The 23,186-nt window shown below is 55.6% G+C and carries 20 protein-coding genes; 8 read left to right on the top strand and 12 right to left on the bottom strand.

Features of this window, described 5'->3' with window-relative positions; translation table 11 throughout:
• Positions 1 to 245: peroxide/acid stress response protein YhcN (gene yhcN / locus IM265_RS13945; RefSeq protein WP_193055694.1), on the bottom strand; the 245-nt coding region annotated here is incomplete at its 3' end.
• A gap of 375 nt (positions 246 to 620) precedes the next feature.
• Positions 621 to 1,091, bottom strand: coding sequence for a transcriptional regulator ArgR (argR, locus tag IM265_RS13940; protein WP_008502836.1), 471 nt, complete (start codon positions 1,089 to 1,091; stop codon positions 621 to 623).
• Positions 1,092 to 1,488: 397 nt separating this feature from the next.
• Here argR and mdh point away from each other — a divergent pair, with 397 nt between their 5' ends.
• Positions 1,489 to 2,427: a malate dehydrogenase gene (mdh, locus tag IM265_RS13935; RefSeq protein ID WP_028014594.1), complete on the top strand. Its 939-nt coding sequence runs from the start codon at positions 1,489 to 1,491 to the stop codon at positions 2,425 to 2,427.
• Between the two features lie 88 nt (positions 2,428 to 2,515).
• Here the strand turns inward: mdh and degS are convergent, their stop codons facing one another.
• From degS to zapG, 3 genes are all read right to left on the bottom strand, one after another.
• Positions 2,516 to 3,583 carry an outer membrane-stress sensor serine endopeptidase DegS gene (gene degS, locus IM265_RS13930; protein ID WP_028014593.1) on the bottom strand — a complete coding sequence of 356 codons (1,068 nt, stop codon included), beginning with the start codon at positions 3,581 to 3,583 and terminating at the stop codon, positions 2,516 to 2,518.
• A gap of 92 nt (positions 3,584 to 3,675) precedes the next feature.
• A complete protein-coding gene (gene degQ, locus IM265_RS13925) occupies positions 3,676 to 5,043 on the bottom strand; it encodes a serine endoprotease DegQ (protein WP_048960843.1) in 1,368 nt (455 codons plus the stop codon).
• A 170-nt stretch (positions 5,044 to 5,213) separates the two neighbouring features.
• Positions 5,214 to 5,612 (bottom strand): Z-ring associated protein ZapG, encoded by a 399-nt coding sequence (gene zapG, locus IM265_RS13920; RefSeq protein WP_010436126.1) that lies wholly within the window; start codon positions 5,610 to 5,612, stop codon positions 5,214 to 5,216.
• A 189-nt stretch (positions 5,613 to 5,801) separates the two neighbouring features.
• On the opposite strand from zapG, the gene zapE reads away from it, so the two are divergent.
• The 5 genes from zapE to sspB all read left to right on the top strand — a co-directional run bounded on the left by zapE (position 5,802) and on the right by sspB (position 9,507).
• Positions 5,802 to 6,926, top strand: coding sequence for a cell division protein ZapE (gene zapE / locus IM265_RS13915; protein WP_193031337.1), 1,125 nt, complete (start codon positions 5,802 to 5,804; stop codon positions 6,924 to 6,926).
• A gap of 292 nt (positions 6,927 to 7,218) precedes the next feature.
• Positions 7,219 to 7,647, top strand: coding sequence for a 50S ribosomal protein L13 (gene rplM, locus IM265_RS13910; protein WP_006178824.1), 429 nt, complete (start codon positions 7,219 to 7,221; stop codon positions 7,645 to 7,647).
• Positions 7,648 to 7,662: 15 nt separating this feature from the next.
• Positions 7,663 to 8,055 (top strand): 30S ribosomal protein S9, encoded by a 393-nt coding sequence (rpsI, locus tag IM265_RS13905; protein ID WP_003860436.1) that lies wholly within the window; start codon positions 7,663 to 7,665, stop codon positions 8,053 to 8,055.
• A gap of 307 nt (positions 8,056 to 8,362) precedes the next feature.
• Positions 8,363 to 9,001, top strand: coding sequence for a stringent starvation protein SspA (gene sspA / locus IM265_RS13900; RefSeq protein WP_028014589.1), 639 nt, complete (start codon positions 8,363 to 8,365; stop codon positions 8,999 to 9,001).
• A gap of 5 nt (positions 9,002 to 9,006) precedes the next feature.
• The gene (gene sspB, locus IM265_RS13895) at positions 9,007 to 9,507 is read left to right on the top strand and encodes a ClpXP protease specificity-enhancing factor (RefSeq protein ID WP_028014588.1); all 501 of its coding nucleotides are present in this window, start codon (positions 9,007 to 9,009) and stop codon (positions 9,505 to 9,507) included.
• 44 nt (positions 9,508 to 9,551) lie between these two features.
• Here sspB and IM265_RS13890 read toward each other — a convergent pair whose 3' ends face one another.
• The 4 genes from IM265_RS13890 to gltB all read right to left on the bottom strand — a co-directional run bounded on the left by IM265_RS13890 (position 9,552) and on the right by gltB (position 16,550).
• The gene (locus IM265_RS13890; RefSeq protein WP_032644923.1) at positions 9,552 to 9,845 is read right to left on the bottom strand and encodes a hypothetical protein; all 294 of its coding nucleotides are present in this window, start codon (positions 9,843 to 9,845) and stop codon (positions 9,552 to 9,554) included.
• 320 nt (positions 9,846 to 10,165) lie between these two features.
• Positions 10,166 to 10,390 (bottom strand): hypothetical protein, encoded by a 225-nt coding sequence (locus IM265_RS13885; RefSeq protein WP_032644922.1) that lies wholly within the window; start codon positions 10,388 to 10,390, stop codon positions 10,166 to 10,168.
• Positions 10,391 to 10,661: 271 nt separating this feature from the next.
• Positions 10,662 to 12,080, bottom strand: a complete 1,419-nt coding sequence (gene gltD, locus IM265_RS13880; RefSeq protein ID WP_028014585.1) for a glutamate synthase subunit GltD — start codon at positions 12,078 to 12,080, stop codon at positions 10,662 to 10,664.
• Between the two features lie 9 nt (positions 12,081 to 12,089).
• On the bottom strand, positions 12,090 to 16,550 hold the full coding sequence (gene gltB / locus IM265_RS13875; RefSeq protein ID WP_193031339.1) for a glutamate synthase large subunit: 4,461 nt from the start codon (positions 16,548 to 16,550) through the stop codon (positions 12,090 to 12,092).
• 687 nt (positions 16,551 to 17,237) lie between these two features.
• On the opposite strand from gltB, the gene IM265_RS13870 reads away from it, so the two are divergent.
• Positions 17,238 to 18,179 (top strand): TIGR01212 family radical SAM protein, encoded by a 942-nt coding sequence (locus IM265_RS13870; RefSeq protein WP_100170953.1) that lies wholly within the window; start codon positions 17,238 to 17,240, stop codon positions 18,177 to 18,179.
• Here the strand turns inward: IM265_RS13870 and IM265_RS13865 are convergent.
• Positions 18,159 to 19,661: a helicase HerA-like C-terminal domain-containing protein gene (locus IM265_RS13865; RefSeq protein ID WP_193056011.1), complete on the bottom strand. Its 1,503-nt coding sequence runs from the start codon at positions 19,659 to 19,661 to the stop codon at positions 18,159 to 18,161. The two genes, IM265_RS13870 and IM265_RS13865, sit on opposite strands and share 21 nt — an antisense overlap.
• Positions 19,662 to 19,798: 137 nt before the next feature.
• Here IM265_RS13865 and IM265_RS13860 point away from each other — a divergent pair, with 137 nt between their 5' ends.
• Complete coding sequence (locus tag IM265_RS13860) at positions 19,799 to 21,436, top strand: dihydroxyacetone kinase subunit DhaK (RefSeq protein ID WP_193031343.1); 1,638 nt, start codon at positions 19,799 to 19,801, stop codon at positions 21,434 to 21,436.
• A gap of 46 nt (positions 21,437 to 21,482) precedes the next feature.
• Here the strand turns inward: IM265_RS13860 and IM265_RS13855 are convergent, their stop codons facing one another.
• Complete coding sequence (locus tag IM265_RS13855) at positions 21,483 to 22,502, bottom strand: NAD(P)-dependent alcohol dehydrogenase (protein WP_028014580.1); 1,020 nt, start codon at positions 22,500 to 22,502, stop codon at positions 21,483 to 21,485.
• 83 nt (positions 22,503 to 22,585) lie between these two features.
• Positions 22,586 to 23,089 carry a GNAT family N-acetyltransferase gene (locus IM265_RS13850; protein ID WP_193031345.1) on the bottom strand — a complete coding sequence of 168 codons (504 nt, stop codon included), beginning with the start codon at positions 23,087 to 23,089 and terminating at the stop codon, positions 22,586 to 22,588.
• Positions 23,090 to 23,186 lie beyond the last annotated feature (97 nt).

Below are 23,186 nucleotides of genomic sequence, written 5' to 3'. Positions count from 1 at the left end.
GTGGCGTGCCAGTGGTCACCGGAACGCGCTTCGATAATGCGATAGGATGACGCACCTTTTTCTTCCGCTTTTTTGTTCAGCATCTCATGCATGTCCATTGGAGACGTGCCAACAGCGCCGACAGAAACCGTACCGATTGCCTCACGGGATTGCGCCTGGTCAGCATTAATAGCGTCAGCCGCGAAAGCACCGAAGGACAGGACAGACAGGACGCTCAGCGCCGCTACAGTAGTTTTGATTTTCATGATTCTTACCTCGTCGAATTTTTTAGTGGGGTCTTGTTTCGTGACCCTCATCACAAAATCAAGTATACACTAATAACGTAAAAAATTAATACCAGACTAATGGTTTCCCTTGTTATTACGTGTTAAACACGCTTTTTTTTATAACCTAATTGCATAATGTTGGGTCTTTTATGAGCAATTTGTGTTGTTATTTATAAGAAAATCATAGGGATAATGCATTTTGATTTTTTGTGCGATTTGCGGGATTGCTATTCACTGGATGAATGTTAATGAGTGGTAAAAAGCACTAATCGTCAAAGCAAGGGCAGTGAAATAAAGGGGGAAATGATGCGAGAGCAGAATGATCCCCGCAGCGGCGCTACGGGGGAGGGCGCATTACAGTTCCTGTTCGAACAGAACCAGAATCGCTTCGTGGAGATCCTTCACGGAGAAACCGCTAGCCGGGGTGGTAAAGATGGTGTCATCACCGGCAATGGTGCCGAGAATACCCTCTGTTTTACCTAACGAGTCCAGCATGCGGGCAATCAGCTGCGCGGCACCCGGGCTTGTGTGGATGACCACAACGGCGTCGTTATAGTCGATATCCAGAACCAAATTCTTGAGCGGGCTGGAGGTGGTCGGCACGCCAAGTTCAGCCGGCAGGCAATAGACCATCTCCATCTTGGCGTTGCGGGTACGCACCGCGCCAAACTTGGTTAACATGCGGGAGACTTTCGACTGGTTGATATTATCGAAGCCTTGTTCCTGCAGCGCCTGAACAATTTCTCCCTGAGAACTGAATTTCTCTTCTTTAAGTAGCGCCTTAAACGCTTTTACCAATTCTTCTTGCTTAGACGAGCTTCGCATAAGTCACCCGGAATATGACGAAAGAAACAACATTATTATGCATGTGGATGAATTTTTATGCAAATTATCTGCTCAACGGCAGGCTGAAATAATGTTATGAAAGGGAGTGATTTTATCAGATTTCGTTATCAGAAAACATGCCTGGGTCACGCCGCGCAAATAAGCTTAAAAGTAAATTAAATGTTATCAAAATGATGTTGTTTTGGTGGCGTGGCAGGGTGTATTGTAACCACCTCTTAATTCGTTGCCATCTGTCGTCGGATAGCTTTCTGGTGAGAGATAAAGTCGTGTGACCTCAAATTCTTTAGCTTCGAAAATTGTAATTAAAGACATGCTGATTTAAGGTCGCGGCAACGGATTTACAGATACTTAAGTTAACCATAATAAGGAGTTTAGGATGAAAGTCGCAGTCCTCGGCGCTGCTGGTGGTATCGGCCAGGCGCTTGCCCTACTACTGAAAACCCAACTGCCTTCAGGCTCAGAACTCTCCCTGTACGATATTGCTCCGGTAACCCCAGGCGTGGCGGTTGACCTGAGCCACATCCCGACCGCTGTAAAAATCAAAGGCTTCTCCGGTGAAGATGCGCGTCCTGCGCTGCAGGGTGCTGACGTGGTCCTGATTTCTGCAGGCGTGGCGCGTAAGCCAGGCATGGATCGTTCAGACCTGTTCAACGTCAACGCGGGCATCGTGAAAAACCTGGTGCAGCAGATCGCTGAAGTGTGCCCGAAAGCATGCATCGGTATCATCACTAACCCGGTGAACACCACCGTTGCTATCGCAGCCGAAGTGCTGAAGAAAGCGGGTGTGTACGACAAAAACAAACTGTTCGGCGTGACCACGCTGGATATCATCCGCTCCAACACCTTCGTTGCTGAGCTGAAAGGCAAACAGCCAACAGAAGTGGAAGTGCCGGTTATCGGCGGCCACTCTGGCGTGACTATTCTGCCTCTGCTGTCGCAGATCCCGGGCGTGAGCTTCACCGAGCAGGAAGTAGCTGACCTGACCAAACGAATCCAGAACGCGGGCACCGAAGTGGTGGAAGCGAAGGCGGGTGGCGGTTCTGCAACCCTGTCTATGGGCCAGGCGGCTGCACGTTTCGGTCTGTCACTGGTTCGCGCCCTGCAGGGCGAGAAAGGCGTTGTTGAATGTGCTTACGTTGAAGGCGACGGCGAACATGCCCGCTTCTTCTCTCAGCCGCTGCTGCTGGGCAAAAACGGTATTGAAGAGCGTAAGCCTATCGGTACGCTGAGCGCGTTTGAGCAAAACGCGATGGAAGGCATGCTGGACACGCTGAAGAAAGATATCACTCTGGGTGAAGAGTTCGTTAACAAGTAAAACGAAGTGTCTCCCGTAGGCCGGGTAAGCGTTAGCGCCACCCGGCAAAAAAACCGAAGCCAGTAAGTGCTTCGGTTTTTTTATGGGGCTAATTTGTTGCCGGGTATTCCTGAATCGTCACGTGCAGCGTCATTTTCTTATCGTTGCGCATGATTTCCACAGGGATGATTGAGCCAGGGCGAATTTCGGCCACCTGGTCCATCGTCTCCAGGGCAGAGACTGCCGGCGTGCCGTTGACCGACACGATGACATCATTAACCTGAATCCCCGCATTAGCCGCCGGGCCACCCGGTGCCACCTCGTTGACGACGATGCCCTGAATCTGGTCGATACCGCCGCCCTGAGTATGCATTGGCGCAATTTCGCGCCCGCCGATACCGATATAGCCGCGGATCACGCGTCCGTCGCGGATCAGCTTATCCATAATCTTGGTCGCCAGCTGGAACGGAATAGCAAAGCCGATCCCTTCCGGCGTCTCGCCGTCGTTGCTTTTATCGAACGAGAGGGTGTTGATGCCCATCAGTTCGCCCAGCGAGTTGACCAGCGCGCCGCCGGAGTTGCCGTGGTTGATTGACGCATCCGTCTGCAGGAAGTTCTGCCGTCCTGACGGGTTGAGGCCAATTCGACCGGTCGCGCTGATAATTCCCTGCGTGATGGTCTGGCCCAGGTTGTACGGGTTGCCGATCGCCAGCACCACATCGCCGATGTGCGGCGTACGTTTACGGTTGATCGGAATGACCGGCAATCCGCCCGTGGCGTTAATCTTCAGCACGGCCAGATCGGTCAGGCTGTCTGAACCCACAAGCAACGCCTCAAACACGCGGCCATCCTGCAGGGCGACGATGATCTGGTCGGCATCGTTGATCACGTGTTTGTTCGTAATAATGTAGCCGCGCTCGTCCATAATCACCCCGGAGCCAAGGGTGCGGATCTCAAGCTGGTTATGTGCTGAGCTGTTGAGGCCGCGGTTATAAACGTTAACCACGGCAGGGGCGGCACGGCGAACGGCCTGGTTATAGGTCGCCGGCGTTTCATCCGTGCTGTCGAACTGGGGGGCAGACAGCTTATTAAACTGACGCAAAGACGGCATCGCCAGCAGCAGCAGGCCAGCGACAATCAAACCGATGACAATGGAACGTAAGAGCTTTAAAAGCATGATGCGCGTGTCGTGAAAAAAGGAACGATTTGCAGCATAACATGAGTTATCCGGACATCACACGCAGCGGTGATGTCCGGGATCGCAAATGCTTAGCGCAACAGAATGTAGATAGACTCATTACCACGCATGACCTGCAGGGCAATGACCGCCGGTTTGCTCTCCAGCACCTTGCGCAGTTCGGCAATGGACTGCACGCGATTGCGGTTCACGCCAATGATGACATCTTCCTGATGCAATCCGGCCTGCGCGGCAGGGCTGCTCTTCTCGACGGTGTCCAGGCGAATGCCTTTCGTACCGTCTTTCAACTGCCCATCGCTTAGCGTTGCCCCTTGCAGCGCCGGGGCGATAAGCTCCGCGCTGGCAGAGGAGGAGGTGCTTTTATCCAGCGTCACTTCGACGTTCAGCGGCTTACCGTCACGGATCAGGCCCAGCTTCACTTTGGCCCCCGGTTCGGTGGTGGCGATACGCGAACGCAGTTCAGCAAAGCTGCTCAGCGGCTTGTCGTTAAGGCTGACGATCACATCACCCGATTTAATGCCTGCTTTTGCCGAGCCGGAGTTTGGCAGCACTTCACTGACAAACGCACCGCGCTGCACGTTGATATTGAACGCTTTCGCGATATCCGCGCTCATCTCCATGCCTTTAATACCCAGCAGTCCACGTTTGACTTCGCCGAACTGGATTAGCTGCTGCGCCAGCGTTTTAGCCATATTGCTCGGGATCGCAAAGCCAATCCCAATGCTGCCGCCGCCCGGAGCCAGAATTGCCGTGTTAATGCCAATCAGCTCGCCGTTAAGGTTGAGTAATGCCCCGCCGGAGTTGCCCCGGTTGATTGAGGCATCGGTCTGGATGAAGTTTTCCAGACCTTCCAGATTCAGGCCACTGCGTCCCAGCGCAGAGATTATGCCGGAGGTGGCGGTTTGACCTAAACCAAAGGGGTTGCCCACGGCGACGGCAAAATCACCGACGCGCAGCTTGTCGGAATCCGCAATGGCAATCTGGGTCAGGTTGCTCGGGTTCTGCACCTGCAATAGCGCGATGTCGCTCTGATCATCGCCGCCAATCAGTTTGGCATCAAATTCACGACCATCGTTCAGCTGGACGCTGATTTTATCGGCCTGGCTGATGACATGATTGTTGGTCAGAATATAGCCTTTAGCCGCATCAATGATGACGCCAGAGCCCAGGCCTTCAAAAGGTTGAGCCTGCTGGTTGGGGGACTCATCGCCAAAATATTTTTTCAGTTCTTCCGGTACGCGCTGGCTTTGAACCGCCGTGCCTTCTACCTGAACGCTCACGACCGCGGGCAACACTTTTTCCAGCATCGGCGCGAGGCTGGGAGTGGCTGCCTGTCCCGGCACCTGCGAAGGCAGCGCCGCACCGGCAGGGAAGGACGCCGAGAGAGATAACCCGACACTTAACGCTATTGCGCTCAACAGCTGGTTTTTTTTCTTCATTGATGCTGACTCTCGTATCCTGGAATGAAAGAAGAACGGCCCAAAATCATGATGATGTTATTGAATTTTATACCGCTGAACAATGAGGTGTTTGACTAAATAATAGCTGGGGACGGGAAGAAAGGACGGGCGCAAGAGATGCGCCCGTAAAATATATTTATGTTGTGCGATTAATCGCGTTTTGCGCCACCGCGCAGCAGGCCGGACGCGCCGTCAGAGTAGTCGCGTGGCATCTGAACCGGAGCCTGATCGTTACCCGCTTCTGAGTCGGCCAGACGGTTGCGGAACGGGTTAGTCTCCGCGGTCATTTCCGGCAGCAGGCTGCTGGAGCTTTTCGCCATATGCTGATACAGCTGACGGTAGTCGGTCGCCATGTTGTCCAGCAGCTCGGCGCTACGGGCAAAGTGGCTGACCAGCTCTTCACGATACTCTTCCAGCTCTGCTTTATTCTTTTCCAGTTCGTACTGCAGTGACTGCTGCTGACGCAATTTGCGGTTGCCGAAACGCATGGCCACAGCACCGATCACGATGCCGACGACTAAACCGATTAGCGCATATTCCCAGGTCATGAACTTCTCCCGTTGTCTTGTTGTTCCGTAGGGTGTTGGCTCGGCTCCTGCCTGTGCCTGATAATGCCACTATAACCGCTATTTCCGCAGAAGTGGAATCCTGACGTATCATCGCGTAGTGTAGAACGGCCTTTTTTTCATCAGTCACGCCTGCTGATGAGCATTAATTGAAGGAATAACAATAAGATTATGCAAATCCTGTCCCCTGCATCGCGATATCAACTGGCCCTGAATGAGGGTACTCATCAGCCTGATGACGTTCAACGTGAGGCGGTAAACCGTCTGGAGATGATGTATCAGGCGCTCACGGCAAAACCTGCTGAAGTAGAACAGAGTAGTGGGCTCAAAGCGGCGTTTGGCCGACTGCTCGGCAAAAAAGCGCCGCAGGCTCAGGCTCCGGTGCGCGGTTTATATATGTGGGGCGGCGTCGGTCGCGGAAAAACCTGGCTGATGGATCTGTTTTATCTCAGCCTGCCGGGGGAGCGTAAACAGCGCCTCCACTTCCATCGCTTTATGCTGCGGGTGCATGAAGAGCTGACAGCGCTGCAGGGCAAAAGCGATCCGCTGGAGATTGTGGCTGACAGGTTCAAGGCGGAAACGGACGTGCTCTGCTTCGATGAGTTTTTTGTTTCTGACATTACCGACGCCATGCTGTTAGGCGGGCTGATGAAAGCGCTGTTTGCCCGCGGGATCACGCTCGTTGCCACGTCGAATATCCCGCCGGATGAACTCTATCGCAACGGCCTGCAGCGGGCGCGTTTCCTGCCGGCCATTGATGCTATCAAACAGCATTGCGACATCATGAATGTCGATGCCGGTGTCGATTATCGTCTGCGCACGTTAACGCAGGCGCACCTGTGGCTTTCGCCGTTAAACGCCGATACCGCTCGCGAGATGGATAAACTCTGGCTGGCGCTGGCGGGTGCAAAACGCGAAAACGCACCGACGCTGGAGATTAACCATCGCCCGTTACCCACCCTTGGCGTAGAAAACCAGACGCTGGCGGTCTCTTTTGCGACGCTCTGCGTGGATGCCCGCAGCCAGCATGACTATATTGCGCTTTCGCGCCTGTTCCACACCGTGATGATGCTGGATGTGCCGGTGATGACGCGGCTGATGGAGAGCGAAGCGCGGCGCTTCATTGCGCTGGTGGACGAGTTTTACGAGCGCCACGTCAAGCTTGTCGTCAGCGCCGAGGTGCCTTTATATGAGGTCTACCAGGGCGAGCGGCTGAAGTTTGAGTTCCAGCGCTGCCTCTCGCGCCTGCAAGAGATGCAGAGCGAAGAGTATCTCAAGCGTGAGCATATGCCCTAATAAATGCTCCCCTCTCCCGCGGGGAGAGGGGCTGAGGGTGAGGGCACCAGACCGCACAAACGCGCCCCCCGAAAAACCCATTCCAAATCACATTTAAGGGTCGATCTTTGACCTCAACTTCTCTATAATCTTGCGACCCCACGTTACGAGAAGGTTTTTTTCCCGAAACTTTCTATGTGTCGGCATGTGCTATTCGAAGGGGTAGGTTTGCCGGACTTTGTCGTGTGAACCTCAACTGACTAAACGTTTGGGTGTTCACCAACGTGTAACTTATTATTTGGGTAAGCTTTTAATGAAAACTTTTACAGCTAAACCAGAAACCGTACAGCGCGACTGGTATGTTGTTGACGCGACCGGTAAAACTCTGGGCCGTCTGGCTACTGAACTGGCTCGTCGCCTGCGCGGTAAGCATAAAGCGGAATACACTCCGCACGTTGATACCGGTGATTACATCATCGTTCTGAACGCTGACAAAGTTGCTGTTACCGGCAACAAGCGTACTGACAAAGTGTACTACCACCACACCGGCCACATCGGTGGTATCAAAGAAGCGACCTTTGAAGAGATGATTGCCCGCCGTCCTGAGCGTGTGATTGAAATCGCGGTTAAAGGCATGCTGCCAAAAGGCCCGCTGGGTCGTGCTATGTTCCGTAAACTGAAAGTTTACGCAGGCAACGAGCACAACCACGCGGCACAGCAACCGCAAGTTCTTGACATCTAATCGGGATTATAGGCAATGGCTGAAAATCAATACTACGGCACTGGTCGCCGCAAAAGTTCCGCAGCTCGCGTTTTCATCAAACCGGGCAGTGGTAAAATCGTAATCAACCAGCGTTCTCTGGAACAGTACTTCGGTCGCGAAACTGCCCGCATGGTAGTTCGCCAGCCGCTGGAACTGGTTGATATGGTAGAAAAACTGGATCTGTACATCACCGTTAAAGGTGGTGGTATCTCCGGTCAGGCAGGTGCGATCCGTCACGGTATCACCCGCGCTCTGATGGAGTACGACGAATCCCTGCGTTCTGAACTGCGTAAAGCTGGCTTCGTTACTCGTGACGCTCGTCAGGTTGAACGTAAGAAAGTGGGTCTGCGTAAAGCACGTCGTCGTCCACAGTTCTCCAAACGTTAATCCATTCTGCTTACGCAGAACGATTGGCGAAAAACCCGCTTCGGCGGGTTTTTTTATGGATAATGCGCAGGTTATCCACAGTAACATTTCATATATCTTCTCTTTTTCCACATTTCCGGCATCCCCTCACCACAAAGCCATCAAAATCTGGTAAACTATCATCCAATTTTCTGCCCAAATATCGGTGAATACTCGATTTTTGTTCGATTCTTGAACAATGTGTCTTCTCTGGGATGGGCGATACTTCATCTGGCTGGCCCCGTTGGGCTGGTAGCAGTAAAAATTCTGAATATACCTGGAGGTTTTCATGGCTGTCGCTGCCAACAAACGTTCGGTAATGACGCTGTTTTCTGGTCCTACTGACATTTATAGCCATCAGGTTCGTATCGTGCTGGCCGAGAAGGGTGTCAGTTTTGAGATCGAGCATGTGGAAAAGGATAACCCGCCTCAGGATCTGATCGATCTCAACCCGAGCCAAAGCGTACCGACGCTGGTGGATCGCGAGCTGACCCTGTGGGAATCCCGTATCATTATGGAATATCTGGATGAGCGTTTCCCGCATCCGCCGCTGATGCCTGTTTACCCTGTTGCACGTGGTGAAAGCCGCCTGTACATGCAGCGTATCGAAAAAGACTGGTACTCGCTGATGAACGTCATTACCAGCGGCTCCGCTTCTGAAGCCGACGCTGCGCGTAAGCAACTGCGTGAAGAGCTGCTGGCAATTGCCCCTGTGTTTGGTCAGAAACCGTTCTTCCTGAGCGACGAGTTCAGCCTGGTGGATTGCTATCTGGCCCCGCTGCTGTGGCGTCTGCCAATTCTGGGCGTTGAGTTCAGCGGCCCTGGCGCAAAAGAGCTGAAAGGCTATATGACTCGCGTATTTGAGCGCGACTCTTTCCTGGCATCTTTAACTGAACCGGAACGTGAAATGCGTCTCGGCCGAGGCTAATGACTGTGGAAATGTCACAACTTACCCCACGCCGTCCGTATCTGCTGCGCGCCTTCTATGAATGGCTGCTGGATAACCAGCTCACGCCGCACCTGGTTGTGGATGTGACGTTGCCGGGCGTGCAGGTTCCAATGGAATACGCACGCGACGGACAGATTGTACTGAATATTGCGCCACGTGCAGTGGGTAACCTGGAGCTGGCAAACGACGAAGTGCGCTTTAATGCGCGTTTCGGCGGCGTGCCGCGTCAGGTTTCCGTTCCGCTGGCTGCGGTTCTGGCTATCTACGCCCGTGAAAACGGTGCAGGCACCATGTTCGAGCCGGAAGCGGCGTATGATGAAGAGGTTGCCAGCCTGAATGACGATGAGGCATCCGATGAACGCGAAAGCGACCCGGTAATGTCTGTGATTGATGGCGACAAGCCCGATCGTCAGGACGACGACGAGGGTCCCGATGATGAACCGCCACCGCGCGGTGGTCGTCCCGCACTGCGCGTTGTGAAATAAACAAACAGGCCTGACGGGCCTGTTTTGCTTTCTGCTTATAGCGGTTAGCTGTTACGTTCCCGCCACTCTTTTATCATTTCAGCGGTGACTTCATTCTGGTAACAAATTGGGGAATAGCCACCAGCCTTACTCCATGCACTGCGACGCCCGCATGAACTGCCATTTCGGGCCTGATTAAAAGGGCAAGCACATACGCCGGGATAATCAGCGATAGACTCCGCAATAATTTCGTTTTTAACCTGAGAATCGGAGAGCGCGTTGGCTTTGGCGACAGCATTACCGACGCTGAAAAACAAAATGGCAAAGAGTAGCCCGGTGACGATTTTATCGAATTTCATATCTTCATTTCCGTATGTAGTAGCAATATATCAGCGGCAAAGAGGTGCCGGCCCAGGATCAGACAAGTTATTTAGATGACACTAGTTGTCGTTTCATATTTGAGAATGCAATGATATTAGCTGTGAATGTTAATTCAGATATCTATGCTGTTAGTGAATGTTATTATCGAAATGTCCGGACATAAATGTCACATTTTCGATTGTGTTTGCCCCTAAGAATCACTCCGGTTAAAGACATAATAAAAAGCCCCGAAGGGCTTTTAAATAGCGCATATTTAGGCTTTAATCCCTTGGTGTATTACAAGGAACATCTAATTGCCTTAGGGGTATACACGGAACAAAGGCGGTTGATCTAAGTCCTTAAGATGGCGCTCGCGGGCGACATGAACCGCATAACCCTGTTCCAAAGCCCAATCAGCAGCCTTTTCCTGCGTTTTCTCTGTATGTATCTCTTTGCCGTCAACAATCACCACATGATGGATAACGTCTTCATCCTCACTCGTTGATTTAGGGCGATATTCTACATAGGCATGTTTTTTGACCATTATTTCAAATCCCTTTTGTTTACGGCGCAGATATTACGCCGCTCTTCTATTACTGCGTTATATGAACTTCTGCTTCAACACTTAACCATTTATTTGTTGTGGATATACGATTGCGTTCACGATTTAAAGAGAGTTACGGACCGTTGATAAAGGTTCATCATGTCATGGTTCGTAATAAATCTCAGGCAGAAGGAATAAGCCTGGAATTGAAGGGGGGAAAGAAGGGGGGGGGCGAACATGCGGTGATGATAAACCGCATGTTCAACCGGTATTACACTTCCAGGAAGTTCAGGATCCCGTCAGCCGCCTTGCGGCCCTCGGCAATTGCCGTCACCACCAGGTCTGAACCGCGAACGATATCGCCACCGGCGAAGATTTTCGGGTTGCTGGTCTGGAAGGCGTTGTCGCTGCCTTCCGGCGCAATCACGCGGCCCTGTGAGTCCAGCTCTACGCTGTGCTTCGCCAGCCACTCCATGCTGTGAGGGCGGAAACCAAACGCCATCACCACGGCGTCGGCCGGGATCACGTGCTCAGAGCCTGCCACGATCTCCGCGCGACGACGGCCTTTTGCATCCGGCGCACCCATCTCCGTGCGCGCCATCTTCACGCCGCTCACCTTTCCGTTGGCGTTCACTTCAATGCCCAGAGGCTGGATGTTGAACTGGAACTCCACGCCCTCTTCACGCGCGTTTTTCACTTCGCGCTTAGAGCCCGGCATGTTCTCTTCGTCACGACGGTAAGCACAGATGACGTGCGCCGCGTTCTGACGAATGGACGTACGCACGCAGTCCATCGCGGTATCACCGCCGCCCAGCACGACAACGCGTTTACCTTCCATGCTGACAAACGGCTCGTCGGCAGTTTCGCCGTAGCCCATCAGCTGTTTGGTGTTAGCAATCAGGAACGGCAGCGCGTCGTAAACGCCCGGCGCGTCTTCGTTTTCCAGACCACCGCGCATGGACTGATAGGTACCCACGCCCAGGAACACGGCGTCGTAATCCTTGAGCAGATCGTCGAGCTGCACGTCGCGGCCCACTTCGGTGTTGAGTTTGAACTCAATGCCCATGCCGGTGAAGATTTCACGGCGGCGGGTCATCACCTCTTTTTCCAGCTTGAAGGCCGGGATGCCGAAGGTCAACAGACCGCCGATTTCCGGGTGACGGTCAAAAACCACCGCCTTCACGCCGTTGCGTGTCAGCACGTCCGCACAGGCCAGGCCTGCCGGACCCGCGCCGACGATCGCCACGCGCTTGTCGGTTTGCTTCACGCCGGTCATATCCGGACGCCAGCCCATCTCGAACGCTTTATCGTTGATATAGCGTTCGATGTTGCCGATGGTCACCGCGCCAAACTCGTCGTTCAGCGTACAGGAGCCTTCGCACAGGCGATCCTGAGGACACACGCGCCCGCACACTTCCGGCAGGGTGTTGGTCTGGTGAGACAGCTCGGCGGCTTCAAAAATACGTCCTTCGTTGGCCAGCTTCAGCCAGTTCGGAATGTAGTTATGGACCGGACATTTCCATTCGCAGTAAGGGTTACCGCAGGACAGGCAGCGGTCTGCCTGTGCTTTGGCCTGGCCTTCTGAAAACGGCTCATAGATTTCAACAAATTCAATTTTACGGATCTTCAGCGGTTTCTTTGGCGGATCAACACGCTGAAGGTCGATAAACTGGTAAACGTTCTGGCTCATCTGAATTCCTTACTGCGCCTGCACGCGCAGCTCTGCTGCGCTACGACTACGGTGACCCAACAGGGCTTTAACATCGCTGGACTTCGGCTTAACCAGCGCGAATTTCGCAGAGAACGCTGGCCAGTTCGCCAGGATCTCTTCGCCGCGCGAAGAACCGGTATGCTGCACGTGTTCGGTAATCAAACCGCGCAGGTGTTCTTCATGAATGGCCAGCGAATCAACGTCCAGCACTTCCACCAGTTCCGGGTTCACGCGCTTGCGGAACTCACCGTCTTCATCCAGCACGTAGGCAAAACCGCCCGTCATGCCGGCGCCAAAGTTCACGCCGGTTTTACCCAGGACGCACACAATTCCGCCCGTCATGTATTCGCAGCCGTTATCGCCGATGCCTTCCACCACGGTGATGGCACCGGAGTTACGCACCGCAAAACGCTCGCCCGCACGGCCCGCGGCAAACAGACGACCGCCGGTCGCACCGTACAGACAGGTGTTGCCGATGATGCTGGCTTCATGACTGCGGAAGGCTGAACCGACCGGAGGACGCACCGCCAGCAGACCGCCCGCCATGCCTTTGCCGACGTAGTCGTTGGCATCGCCGGTCAGGTATAACTCAACGCCGCCGGCATTCCACACGCCAAAGCTCTGGCCCGCGGTACCGCTGAAGTGCGCGGTAATCGGATCCGACGCCAGCCCCTGGTCACCGTGCGTTTGCGCGATGTAGCCGGAGAGGGACGCGCCGACAGAACGGTCGGTGTTGCGGATATCAAACCAGAACGTTTTGCTCTGCTTCTCGTCCACGTACGGCTTCGCCTGTTGCAGCAGCTGCGCGTTCAGCACGCCGTTGTCGAACGGCGGGTTGTTCTCGGTGCAGTAAACCGCTTTGCCAGGATGCGGCTCAGCCGTTTCCAGCAGCTTAGACAGCTCCAGCTTCTGCTGCTTGGCGGTGAAGCCTTCCAGCTCTTTCAGCAGGTCGGTACGGCCAATCAGATCCACCAGACGCTTCACGCCCAGCTGCGCCATCAGCTCGCGGGTTTCACGGGCGATGAAGTCAAAGTAGTTAGTCACCTTGAACGGCAGGCCATGATAGTGATTCTTACGCAGCTTCTCGTCCTGGGTTGCAACGCCGGTTGCGCAGTTGTTCAGGTGGCAAATGCGCAGGTATTTACAGCCCAGCGCCACCATAGGACCGGTACCGAAGCCGAAGCTTTCCGCACCCAGAATCGCCGCTTTGATGATGTCGAGGCCGGTTTTCAGACCGCCGTCCACCTGCAAACGGATCTTGTGACGCAGACCGTTAGCCACCAGCGCCTGCTGGGTTTCCACCAGGCCAAGCTCCCACGGGCAGCCCGCGTATTTCACGGAGGAGAGCGGGCTTGCGCCGGTGCCGCCGTCATAGCCGGCAATGGTGATCAGATCCGCATAGGCTTTCGCCACGCCGGTGGCGATGGTGCCGACGCCCGGCTCGGAAACCAGCTTCACGGAGATCATCGCTTTCGGGTTGACCTGCTTCAGGTCGAAAATGAGCTGCGCCAGATCCTCGATAGAGTAGATATCGTGATGCGGCGGCGGGGAAATCAGCGTCACGCCCGGCACCGAGTAGCGCAGTTTGGCGATGTACGGGGTGACTTTATCACCCGGCAGCTGACCGCCTTCACCCGGTTTTGCACCCTGAGCGACCTTAATCTGGATCACGTCGGCGTTAACCAGGTAGGCAGGGGTTACGCCAAAGCGGCCGGACGCCACCTGCTTGATGCGCGACACTTTGTTGGTGCCGTAACGGGCAGGATCTTCACCGCCCTCGCCGGAGTTGGAGTTGCCGCCGATGCTGTTCATGGCTTCCGCCAGCGCTTCGTGCGCTTCCGGGCTCAGCGCGCCGATGGACATCGCCGCGGTATCGAAGCGTTTGAACAGCTCGGATGCAGGCTCAACTTCGTCAACGCTGACCGCTTCATCGCCCGGATTGAGGGCAATAAGGTCGCGCAGCGTCGCTGCCGGACGGTTGTTCACCAGCTCGGCATACTGCTGATAATCGCTATATTCGCCGCTCTGTACCGCCTGTTGCAGCGTGCGCACCACGTCCGGGTTGTAGGCGTGATATTCGCCGCCGTGAACGTATTTCAGCAGGCCGCCCTGTTCCAGCGGCTTACGTGCCAGCCAGGCGCGCTTCGACAGGTTCACCAGATCCTGCTGGAAGTCAGCAAAACCGGCGCCGCCGATGCGGCTGACCACGCCCTGGAAGCAGAGGTTCGCGACTTCGTCGTGCAGGCCGACCGCTTCAAACAGCTTCGAGCAGCGGTAAGAGGCAATGGTCGAGATGCCCATTTTGGACATGATCTTGTACAGGCCTTTGTTGATGCCGTTACGGTAGTTCAGCATCACCGTGCGGTAGTCTTTGTCGATGGCGCGGGTGTCTACCAGGCGGGCCAGCGTTTCGTAGGCCAGGTACGGGTAGATCGCCGTCGCACCAAAGCCTAACAGCACGGCAAAGTGGTGCGGATCGCGGGCGCTGGCGGTTTCCACAATGATGTTGGCGTCGCAGCGCAGGCTCTTGTCGACCAGACGCGTCTGGATAGCTCCCACCGCCATTGGCGCAGGCACCGGCAGACGGTTTTTCGCAATGTTACGGTCAGACAGCACCAGCAAAACGGTGCCGTTACGCACCATCTGCTCGGCTTTGTCACACAGCGCATTTACCGTCTCTTCGAGGCTCGTTTCGGTCACGTCGAAGGTGATATCGAGCGTGTCGGCGCGGTAGTGCTCCTCGGTCATGGTGGTGAGCTGTTTGAAATCGGAGTACAGCAGGATCGGCGATTTAAAGGTCAGACGGTGCGCCTGGCCTTCGGCTTCGCAGAAGACGTTCATCTCACGGCCGATGCTGGTGGCCAGCGACATCACGTGGGCTTCACGCAGCGGATCGATTGGCGGGTTGGTCACCTGCGCAAACTGCTGACGGAAATAGTCGTAAATAATGCGCGGCTGGCTGGAGAGCACGGCGAACGGGGTATCGTCACCCATCGAGCCGACCGCTTCCTGGCCGTTTTCGCCGAGCACGCGAATAACCGAGTCCAGCTCTTCCGCGCTGTAGTTAAACTGCTTCTGGAAGCTCGCGAGGGTATCGTCGTCCATCTCGCGGCTGCCCACTTCGTCGTCAGACAGATCTTCGAACGGCACCAGGCGACGGACGTTTTTCGCCATCCACTCTTTATACGGATGGCGGCTTTTCAGATCGTTATCGGTTTCCGCAGAGTGCAGAATACGGCCGCCGCGGGTATCGATCACCATCAGCTCGCCCGGACCGACGCGGCCTTTCTCGACCACTTCGTCAGGCTGGTAATCCCAGATCCCCACTTCAGAGGCGCAGGTGATGAGCTTGTCTTTGGTGATGACGTAGCGCGCCGGACGCAGACCGTTACGGTCCAGGTTACACGCAGCGAAGCGACCGTCGGACATCACGATACCTGCCGGGCCGTCCCACGGCTCCATATGCATGGAGTTAAAGTCGAAGAACGCGCGCAACTCCGGATCCATATCCGGGTTGTTCTGCCAGGCCGGCGGCACGAGCAGACGCATGGCGCGCACGATATCCATCCCGCCCGCCAGCAGCAGTTCCAGCATGTTGTCCATGGAGCTGGAGTCAGAGCCGGTTTCGTTCACGAACGGCGCGGCATCGTGCAGATCAGGGATTAGCGGGGTCTGGAACTTATAGGTACGAGCACGCGCCCACTGACGGTTACCGGTGATGGTGTTGATCTCGCCGTTGTGCGCCAGGTAGCGGAACGGCTGAGCCAGCGGCCAGCGTGGAACGGTGTTGGTGGAGAAGCGCTGGTGGAACAGGCAAATGGCCGATTCCAGACGCAGGTCCGCCAGGTCCAGGTAGAAGCGCGGCAGGTCAGCCGGCATACACAGACCTTTATAGATGTTCACCAGGTTAGAGAGGCTACAGACGTAGAACTCTTTATCGTCCTGGAGACGTTTTTCAATGCGGCGACGGGCGATAAACAGACGGCGTTCCATATCGCGCGGACGCCAGCCCGCGGGCGCGTTAACGAAAATCTGCTCAATACGAGGCAGCGAGGAGAGGGCGATTTCACCGAGTACCCCTTCGTTGGTTGGCACATCGCGCCAGCCGACAATCGACAGGGTTTCGCGCTGAAGTTCTTCTTCAACGATGCGGCGTGAGGCGGCAGCCTTTTCAGGATCCTGATTCAGGAACAGCATGCCGACAGCGTAGTTTTTGGCTAAACGCCAGCCGCGCTCTTCCGCCACGATGCGGAAGAAACGATCCGGTTTTTGCAGCAGCAGGCCGCAACCGTCGCCGGTTTTACCATCGGCCAGGATGGCGCCACGGTGCTGCATACGGGCCAGTGCGTGAATAGCGGTACGCACTACCTTGTGGCTAGGTTCGCCTTCTATGTGGGCGATCAGGCCGAAACCACAGTTATCCTTCTCAAGGGATTTATCGTACAACATATCAGTGAACCTCCCCAGGCTCGTCGGGCTTCCCACTGAACTTTACCGTGGCGCACAGGCGCAGAAAGAGCATGGCGACGGGGTTAGCGTTTCATACGCGGACCTCGCATTCGCCCTCTTTTTCATCCTTTCGCGCAGGTAAACAAGTTTGAGGACTTGCTTCAGAGGGAATCTCAATTACTGCATAAATATGATGAGCAGGCCGCTCATCCAGAAAGCTTCCAGCGGATTTCCAACTTATCGGGAATTGGTACACAGGTCAAATGGCAATCTTATTTATACAAAAATGTGCTAAAGCGTAATTATCATTTTGTTTTTATTGGTTATTTGGCTAATTTTACAACCACTGAAAGCGCCAGGAAGGTGCAGGGGAGTGTGATCTGACTCACTATATGAAAGCGGTATTATTGATGCAGCGTGCTGAAATGCGGTTTTATGGCAGAATAATAATCTGGCGCAGTCTTCGAACCCGCATAAAATCACTGTTTTTCAGTCCTGGCGCTATAAATGAAAAAAACCATCAGAACATAAGGAAAAGTAATTACGTGGCGGGTGAATGAAATCTCGGTAATCGTGATTATTTATTCAAATGGATAAAGGCCGTCCAGGGCGATTGATCCAGGTCATCGCCGACAGAGGCTAAAAATGGCAGGCTTGTCCCCTTTCTTCGGGACGGTCTATCAGATTATGCAGTTACAGAAATTAGTCAATATGTTTGGTGGGGATCTTTTGCAGCGGTACGGTCAAAAGGTGCATAAGCTGACGCTGCACGGCGGCTTTAGCTGCCCGAATCGCGACGGCACCATCGGGCGCGGCGGCTGCACCTTCTGTAACGTAGCGTCGTTTGCTGACGAAGCCCAGCAGCATAAATCCATCGCGGAACAGCTCGCCCATCAGGCCAGCCTGGTGAACCGCGCGAAGCAGTATCTGGCCTATTTCCAGGCCTACACCAGCACGTGGGCGGAGGTGCAGGTGCTGCGTTCTATGTACCAGCAGGCGGTTGCTCAGGCGAACATTGTCGGGCTGTGCGTGGGTACGCGCCCGGACTGCGTACCGGAGGCGGTGCTGGATTTACTTAGCGAGTACAGAGAGAAGGGCTATGAGATCTGGCTGGAGCTGGGCCTGCAGACCGCGCACGATAAAACCCTGCACCGCATCAACCGCGGCCATGATTTCGCCTGCTACCAGCGCACCACGCGTCTCGCCCGCGAGCGTGGCCTGAAAGTCTGTTCGCATTTGATTGTCGGCTTGCCCGGAGAAGGGCAGCAGCACAGCCTGGAGACGCTGGAAAAAGTCGTTGAAACCGGCGTAGACGGCATTAAGCTGCACCCGCTGCATATCGTGAAGGGAAGCATAATGGCGAAAGCCTGGGAAGCCGGTCGGTTAAGCAGTATCGAACTCGACGACTATACGGTGACGGCGGGAGAGATGATTCGCCACACGCCTCCGGAGATTGTCTACCACCGCATCTCCGCCAGCGCCCGCCGTCCAACGCTTCTGGCACCGCTCTGGTGCGAGAACCGGTGGACGGGGATGGTGGAAATCGACCGCTATCTTCAGGAAAACGGCGTACAGGGTTCGGCGCTGGGCCGCCCGTGGGTTCCCCGTCTACCGACGGCGGCCGCCTAGCAGACTCCCCAGCATGCCGCGCACAATCTGATTGGTGACCTGCCGCGCGGCGCTTTTCGCCATAGTCTGTACCACGCCGTCGCGCTTGCCGCCGCGCGGTCCGGTTGTGCCAAACAAAATGTCTTTTAGCCCGCCGAGAATGCCGTCATCCACTGCGACTGACTGGCCCTTAGCGGGTGGAGCATCCTGCGATTCGGTGGTTGCCTGTACCCCTTTTTGCAGCATCTCGAACGCAGACTCCCGATCCACTTCGTCTTCATACTTGCCGTACACCGGGGAGTGATTAATCAGGCTGTTACGTTCATCGTCGGTAACCGGCCCCATGCGCGAGCAGGGCGCGATAACCATTGCGCGTTCCACCACGGACGGGCTGCCCTTGGCATCCAGGAACGAGATCAGTGCTTCACCGGTGCCCAGCGCCTGAATCGCGGCTTCGGTATCAAAGGCCGGATTGGCACGCATGGTTTGCGCGGCGGCTTTCACCGCTTTCTGATCCTTCGGCGTAAAGGCGCGCAGGGCGTGCTGCACGCGGTTACCCAGCTGGCCCAGCACATTGTCAGGAATATCCGACGGGTTTTGCGACACAAACCAGACGCCGACCCCTTTGGAGCGGATCAGGCGTATAACCTGTTCAATTTTATCCAGCAGCACCTGCGGCGCGTCGTTAAACAGCAGGTGTGCTTCGTCAAAGAAGAAGACCAGTTTGGGTTTTTCCAGATCGCCCGCTTCCGGTAACTGCTCGTACAGCTCAGAGAGCATCCACAGCAGGCTGGCGGCGTAAAGCTTTGGCATCTGGTAGAGCTTCTCTGAACTCAGAATGTTGATGATGCCTTTGCCGCTGCTGTCGGTGCGCATCCAGTCTTTAATATCCAGCATCGGCTCGCCGAAGAAGTGTTTGGCGCCCTGCTGCTCCAGCGTCAGTAGCCCACGCTGAATGGCACCGACAGAGGCGCTGCTGATATTGCCGTACTGGTTCTGGAAAGATTTGGCGTTATCGCCGATGTACTGGGTAATGGCGCGCAGATCTTTGAAATCGAGCAGCAGCAGCCCCTGATCGTCGGCGATACGGAAGATGATGTTCAGCACGCCGGACTGCACGTCGTTGAGGTTGAGCAGGCGGGCCAGCAGCAGCGGGCCGAGATCGGAAACGGTGGCGCGTACCGGGTGGCCTTTCTCACCGAAGATGTCCCAGACCACCACCGGGTTGCCGTGCGGCGTCCAGTCCGTAATGCCAATATTCTTCAGTCGTTCGAGCAGTTTTTCAGAAGCGGTACCCTCCTGAGCCACACCGGTTAAATCGCCCTTCACGTCAGCCATAAAGACCGGCACGCCAATCTCTGAAAGTGACTCCGCCAGCTTCTGGAGAGTGACTGTTTTCCCTGTGCCGGTGGCGCCGGTAATCAGACCGTGGCGGTTCGCCATCGCGGGCTGTAGATACAGCTCTTTTTCCAGCGTCCGGGCAATTAACAATGGTGTACTCATGATGCGCTTCCTCTCTTAGTCCTGGGTGGAGTATAGGCAACCTGACGGCAAAATGGTTGAGTAAATTGCTGACTTTGCGGCGCATTGTCCAGCGCGGACTATGCTTTTGCATACGGTTCATAAAATAGTGGAAAACAATGTCCAGATTCTTCTTTAACGATCGCAAACAGCTGGTCAACGACGCCATTGAAGGCATACTGCTTTCTGCGCCACATGCGAATCTCGTCAAACTTGATATCGATCCAGCTATCAGGGTTGTCGCCCGCGGCGACTGGGATAAAAGCCGCGTGGCGGTGATCTCCGGCGGTGGCTCCGGGCACGAACCGGCGCACGCCGGATTTGTCGGTAAAGGCATGCTGACGGCGGCAGTGTGTGGCGATCTGTTCGCCTCCCCGAGCGTGGATGCGGTGCTGAACGCTATTGTGGCGGTGACGGGCGATCGCGGCTGCCTGCTGATCGTCAAAAACTATACCGGTGACCGGCTTAACTTTGGCCTGGCGGCAGAAAAGGCCAAACGCTACGGCCTGAAGGTCGAGATGGTGATTGTGGCGGACGATATCGCGCTGCCCGACAACAATCAGCCGCGCGGCATTGCCGGCACGGCGCTGGTGCACAAGATTGCGGGCTATGCAGCGGAGCAAGGAAAATCGCTGAGCGAGGTGCGGGATATTGCGCAGCAGGCCTGCGATAACCTCTGGAGCCTGGGCGTTGCGATGCAAACCTGCAACCTGCCGGGCAGCGACGATGAAGAGGGGCGCATCAAGCAGGGCCATGTCGAGCTGGGGCTGGGGATCCACGGGGAGCCGGGTGCCTCGGTGGTTGATACGCAAAACAGCAAAGCGATTATCGACACGCTGGTGACGCCGCTCAAAGCGCAGGCGGGCGAGGGGCGTTTCGCGGTACTGATCAACAACCTCGGCGGCGTGTCCGCGCTGGAGATGGCTCTTCTCACCAAAGAGCTGGCACATTCAGCGCTGAAAGAGAATATTGCGTACCTGATTGGCCCTGCGCCGCTGGTGAGCGCGCTGGATATGAAGGGCTTTTCTCTGACGCTGCTAAAGCTCAACGATTACTTTGAAAAGGCGATTCACGCCGAGGTCGAGACGCTGGGCTGGCAGAAGCCTGTGGCGTTTGCCCCTCTGCGTACCGTTCCGCAAAGCGCTATTCACGATAGCGTGGAATATGCCGCGTCCGACAATCCGCAGGTGAAGGAGTCTGTTTCACAGGTGACGAAGACGCTCATACAGCTTGAAAACCGCCTGAATGCGCTGGATGCCAAAGTGGGCGATGGCGATACCGGCTCTACGTTTGCGCAAGGTGCACGGGATATTGCGCAGCGCCTGGAAGAAAACACTCTCCCGCTGAATGACGTGCCTAAGCTGCTGTTGCTGGTGGGGGAACGACTGGCCACGGTGATGGGCGGATCGAGCGGTGTACTCATGTCGATCTTCTTCACGGCGGCGGGGCAAAAGCTTCACGATGGACAGCCGCTACCTGAAGCATTGCTGAGCGGACTGGCGCAGATGAAGCAGTATGGCGGGGCAGATCTCGGCGATCGTACGCTGATCGATGCGCTGCAACCGGCGCTGGAAGCCTTGAAGAAAAAAGATCTTCAGGCGGCAGCGCAGGCTGCGCAGCAGGGAGCGGAGGCAACGGCGAAAATGGCGAAAGCCGGAGCAGGGCGCTCATCGTATGTGAATAAAGAGAATCTGGATGGGGTAATGGACCCGGGGGCGGTCGCGGTGGCGGAAGTGTTTAATACATTGGCGCAGTAGCAAAAGTAGGCCGGGTCAGGCGAAGCCGTCACCCGGCAAACTCATATCAGAAATCCGCTTTCAACACCACGCGATAACGGGCTTTGCCGTCGCGCACGTGCTGGATGGCTTCGTTAATTTTCGACATTGGATACAGCTCGGTGGTCGGCGTCACTTTGGTGCGGCCGGCAAACTTCATCAGCTTGCGCAGCTCGTATGGCGTACCGGTTGCGGAGCCTGACACGCTGCGATCCCCACCGATCAGGGTAAAGGCCGGAACCGGCAGCGGCTTCATCACCGCACCCACGGTGTGGAAGTTACCGCCATAGGCCAGCGCTTCAAAGTACGGCTGCCAGTTGAGATCGACGTTCACGGTGTTGATGATCAGGTCAAACTGCCCAGCCAGCGCGTTCAGCGCGTCCGGATCGCGGCTGTTCACGACTTTGTCCGCGCCCATTGCCAGCACTTCTTTCTCCTTCGCCGGATTCGAGCTAAACGCCGTCACTTCACAGCCCATCGCGTGCAGCAGCTTGATGGCGATGTGGCCCAGACCGCCGATACCGATCACGCCCACGCGGCTGGTGGCGGTGACGTGGTGCATCAGCAGCGGTTTAAAGACGGTGATCCCGCCGCACAGCAGTGGACCAGCAGATTCAATATCAATGCTGTCCGGCAGCGGGATGACCCATTGCCAGTCGGCGCGCAGCTTATCGGCGAAACCGCCCTTGTTCAGGATGGTGGGCACTGCGCCTTCAAGGCAGTTGATCTGGTTGCCGCTGATACAGGCGTCGCAGTGGCCGCAGCTCCGTGCTGTCCAGCCAATGCCCACGCGCTGGCCAACCTTCAGCCCTTTGTCCTGCGCGGCGCTGCCGAGCGCGACGACGCGGCCAATCACTTCGTGCCCGGCAACCAGCGGATAGCTGGAGAAGCCCCATTCGTTGTCGATCATCGAGAGATCTGAGTGGCAGACCCCGCAGTAATCAACCTGTACTTCGACGTCTTCTGCTTTTAGTTCGCCCGCATCGTACTCGTACAGCTCAAGTTCTGCACCCGCCTGCGGTGCGGCGTAGCTTTTTATCTTCGACATCGTGTTTCCCCCGTTGTGGTGTGAACTGAGAGTGTAGAGCATTCAGTTTACAGCCGCTTAACAGAAGGGGGCAGGAACGAAACTTACAGACTTTTCAGCATTCTGACTTCGCAGTCAACGTGGCCCGTGCAGCCCAGCGGCGCATCGATATGCTCAAAGCCCAGATGTTCATACAGGCCGATGGCCTCTTTGAGGAAGGCGGTGGTTTCGAGGTAACAGCGTTTAAAACCCTGATTGCGCGCGTGCTCCAGGGCGACCAGCGCCAGCTTCTTCGCCAGACCCTGTCCACGAACCGACGGCAGGAAATACATTTTCTGCAGCTCACAGATATCTGGCTCGCTGCAGCTCAGCGGCGCAATGCCGCCGCCACCCACAACCTGGCCGTCCTGCTCAATGACCCAGTAGGCGTGGCCCGGCTGGCTGTACAACTGGAACAGCTCGTCCAGATTCGGGTCGGCAACCGTGTAGCCTTTATCAGCCGTCAGGCCATATTCGGCAGAAACCGTACGGATAACGGCGGCGATAGCCGGGTTGTCCTGCTCAGTGATCCGACGCATCGTCGTCGCGACGGGGGTAATCACGCTCATAGCATTACTCATTACAAAAATTGACACACAGTTGCTGTTAATAGCACCGCAGAAAAGGGAGTGCAAGCGAGGAGTTTTCAGGAAGGTTACCCCTTAC

The sequence above is a fragment of the Enterobacter cloacae complex sp. P17RS genome (assembly GCF_014895885.1).
In the GTDB taxonomy this organism is placed as follows: domain Bacteria; phylum Pseudomonadota; class Gammaproteobacteria; order Enterobacterales; family Enterobacteriaceae; genus Enterobacter; species Enterobacter bugandensis.
The sequence above is the reverse complement of the archived record's forward strand: the minus strand, read 5'-3'. Positions and strand labels throughout refer to the sequence as shown.

Excerpts from the sequence above, each read along its gene's own strand:
- argR (WP_008502836.1), bottom strand. The coding sequence starts at position 1,091 with ATGCGAAGCTCGTCTAAGCAAGAAGAATTGGTAAAAGCGTTTAAGGCG.
- mdh (WP_028014594.1), top strand. The coding sequence starts at position 1,489 with ATGAAAGTCGCAGTCCTCGGCGCTGCTGGTGGTATCGGCCAGGCGCTT.
- degS (WP_028014593.1), bottom strand. The coding sequence starts at position 3,583 with ATGCTTTTAAAGCTCTTACGTTCCATTGTCATCGGTTTGATTGTCGCT.
- degQ (WP_048960843.1), bottom strand. The coding sequence starts at position 5,043 with ATGAAGAAAAAAAACCAGCTGTTGAGCGCAATAGCGTTAAGTGTCGGG.
- zapG (WP_010436126.1), bottom strand. The coding sequence starts at position 5,612 with ATGACCTGGGAATATGCGCTAATCGGTTTAGTCGTCGGCATCGTGATC.
- zapE (WP_193031337.1), top strand. The coding sequence starts at position 5,802 with ATGCAAATCCTGTCCCCTGCATCGCGATATCAACTGGCCCTGAATGAG.
- rplM (WP_006178824.1), top strand. The coding sequence starts at position 7,219 with ATGAAAACTTTTACAGCTAAACCAGAAACCGTACAGCGCGACTGGTAT.
- rpsI (WP_003860436.1), top strand. The coding sequence starts at position 7,663 with ATGGCTGAAAATCAATACTACGGCACTGGTCGCCGCAAAAGTTCCGCA.
- sspA (WP_028014589.1), top strand. The coding sequence starts at position 8,363 with ATGGCTGTCGCTGCCAACAAACGTTCGGTAATGACGCTGTTTTCTGGT.
- IM265_RS13890 (WP_032644923.1), bottom strand. The coding sequence starts at position 9,845 with ATGAAATTCGATAAAATCGTCACCGGGCTACTCTTTGCCATTTTGTTT.
- IM265_RS13885 (WP_032644922.1), bottom strand. The coding sequence starts at position 10,390 with ATGGTCAAAAAACATGCCTATGTAGAATATCGCCCTAAATCAACGAGT.
- gltD (WP_028014585.1), bottom strand. The coding sequence starts at position 12,080 with ATGAGCCAGAACGTTTACCAGTTTATCGACCTTCAGCGTGTTGATCCG.
- gltB (WP_193031339.1), bottom strand. The coding sequence starts at position 16,550 with ATGTTGTACGATAAATCCCTTGAGAAGGATAACTGTGGTTTCGGCCTG.
- IM265_RS13870 (WP_100170953.1), top strand. The coding sequence starts at position 17,238 with ATGCAGTTACAGAAATTAGTCAATATGTTTGGTGGGGATCTTTTGCAG.
- IM265_RS13865 (WP_193056011.1), bottom strand. The coding sequence starts at position 19,661 with ATGAGTACACCATTGTTAATTGCCCGGACGCTGGAAAAAGAGCTGTAT.
- IM265_RS13860 (WP_193031343.1), top strand. The coding sequence starts at position 19,799 with ATGTCCAGATTCTTCTTTAACGATCGCAAACAGCTGGTCAACGACGCC.
- IM265_RS13855 (WP_028014580.1), bottom strand. The coding sequence starts at position 22,502 with ATGTCGAAGATAAAAAGCTACGCCGCACCGCAGGCGGGTGCAGAACTT.
- IM265_RS13850 (WP_193031345.1), bottom strand. The coding sequence starts at position 23,089 with ATGAGCGTGATTACCCCCGTCGCGACGACGATGCGTCGGATCACTGAG.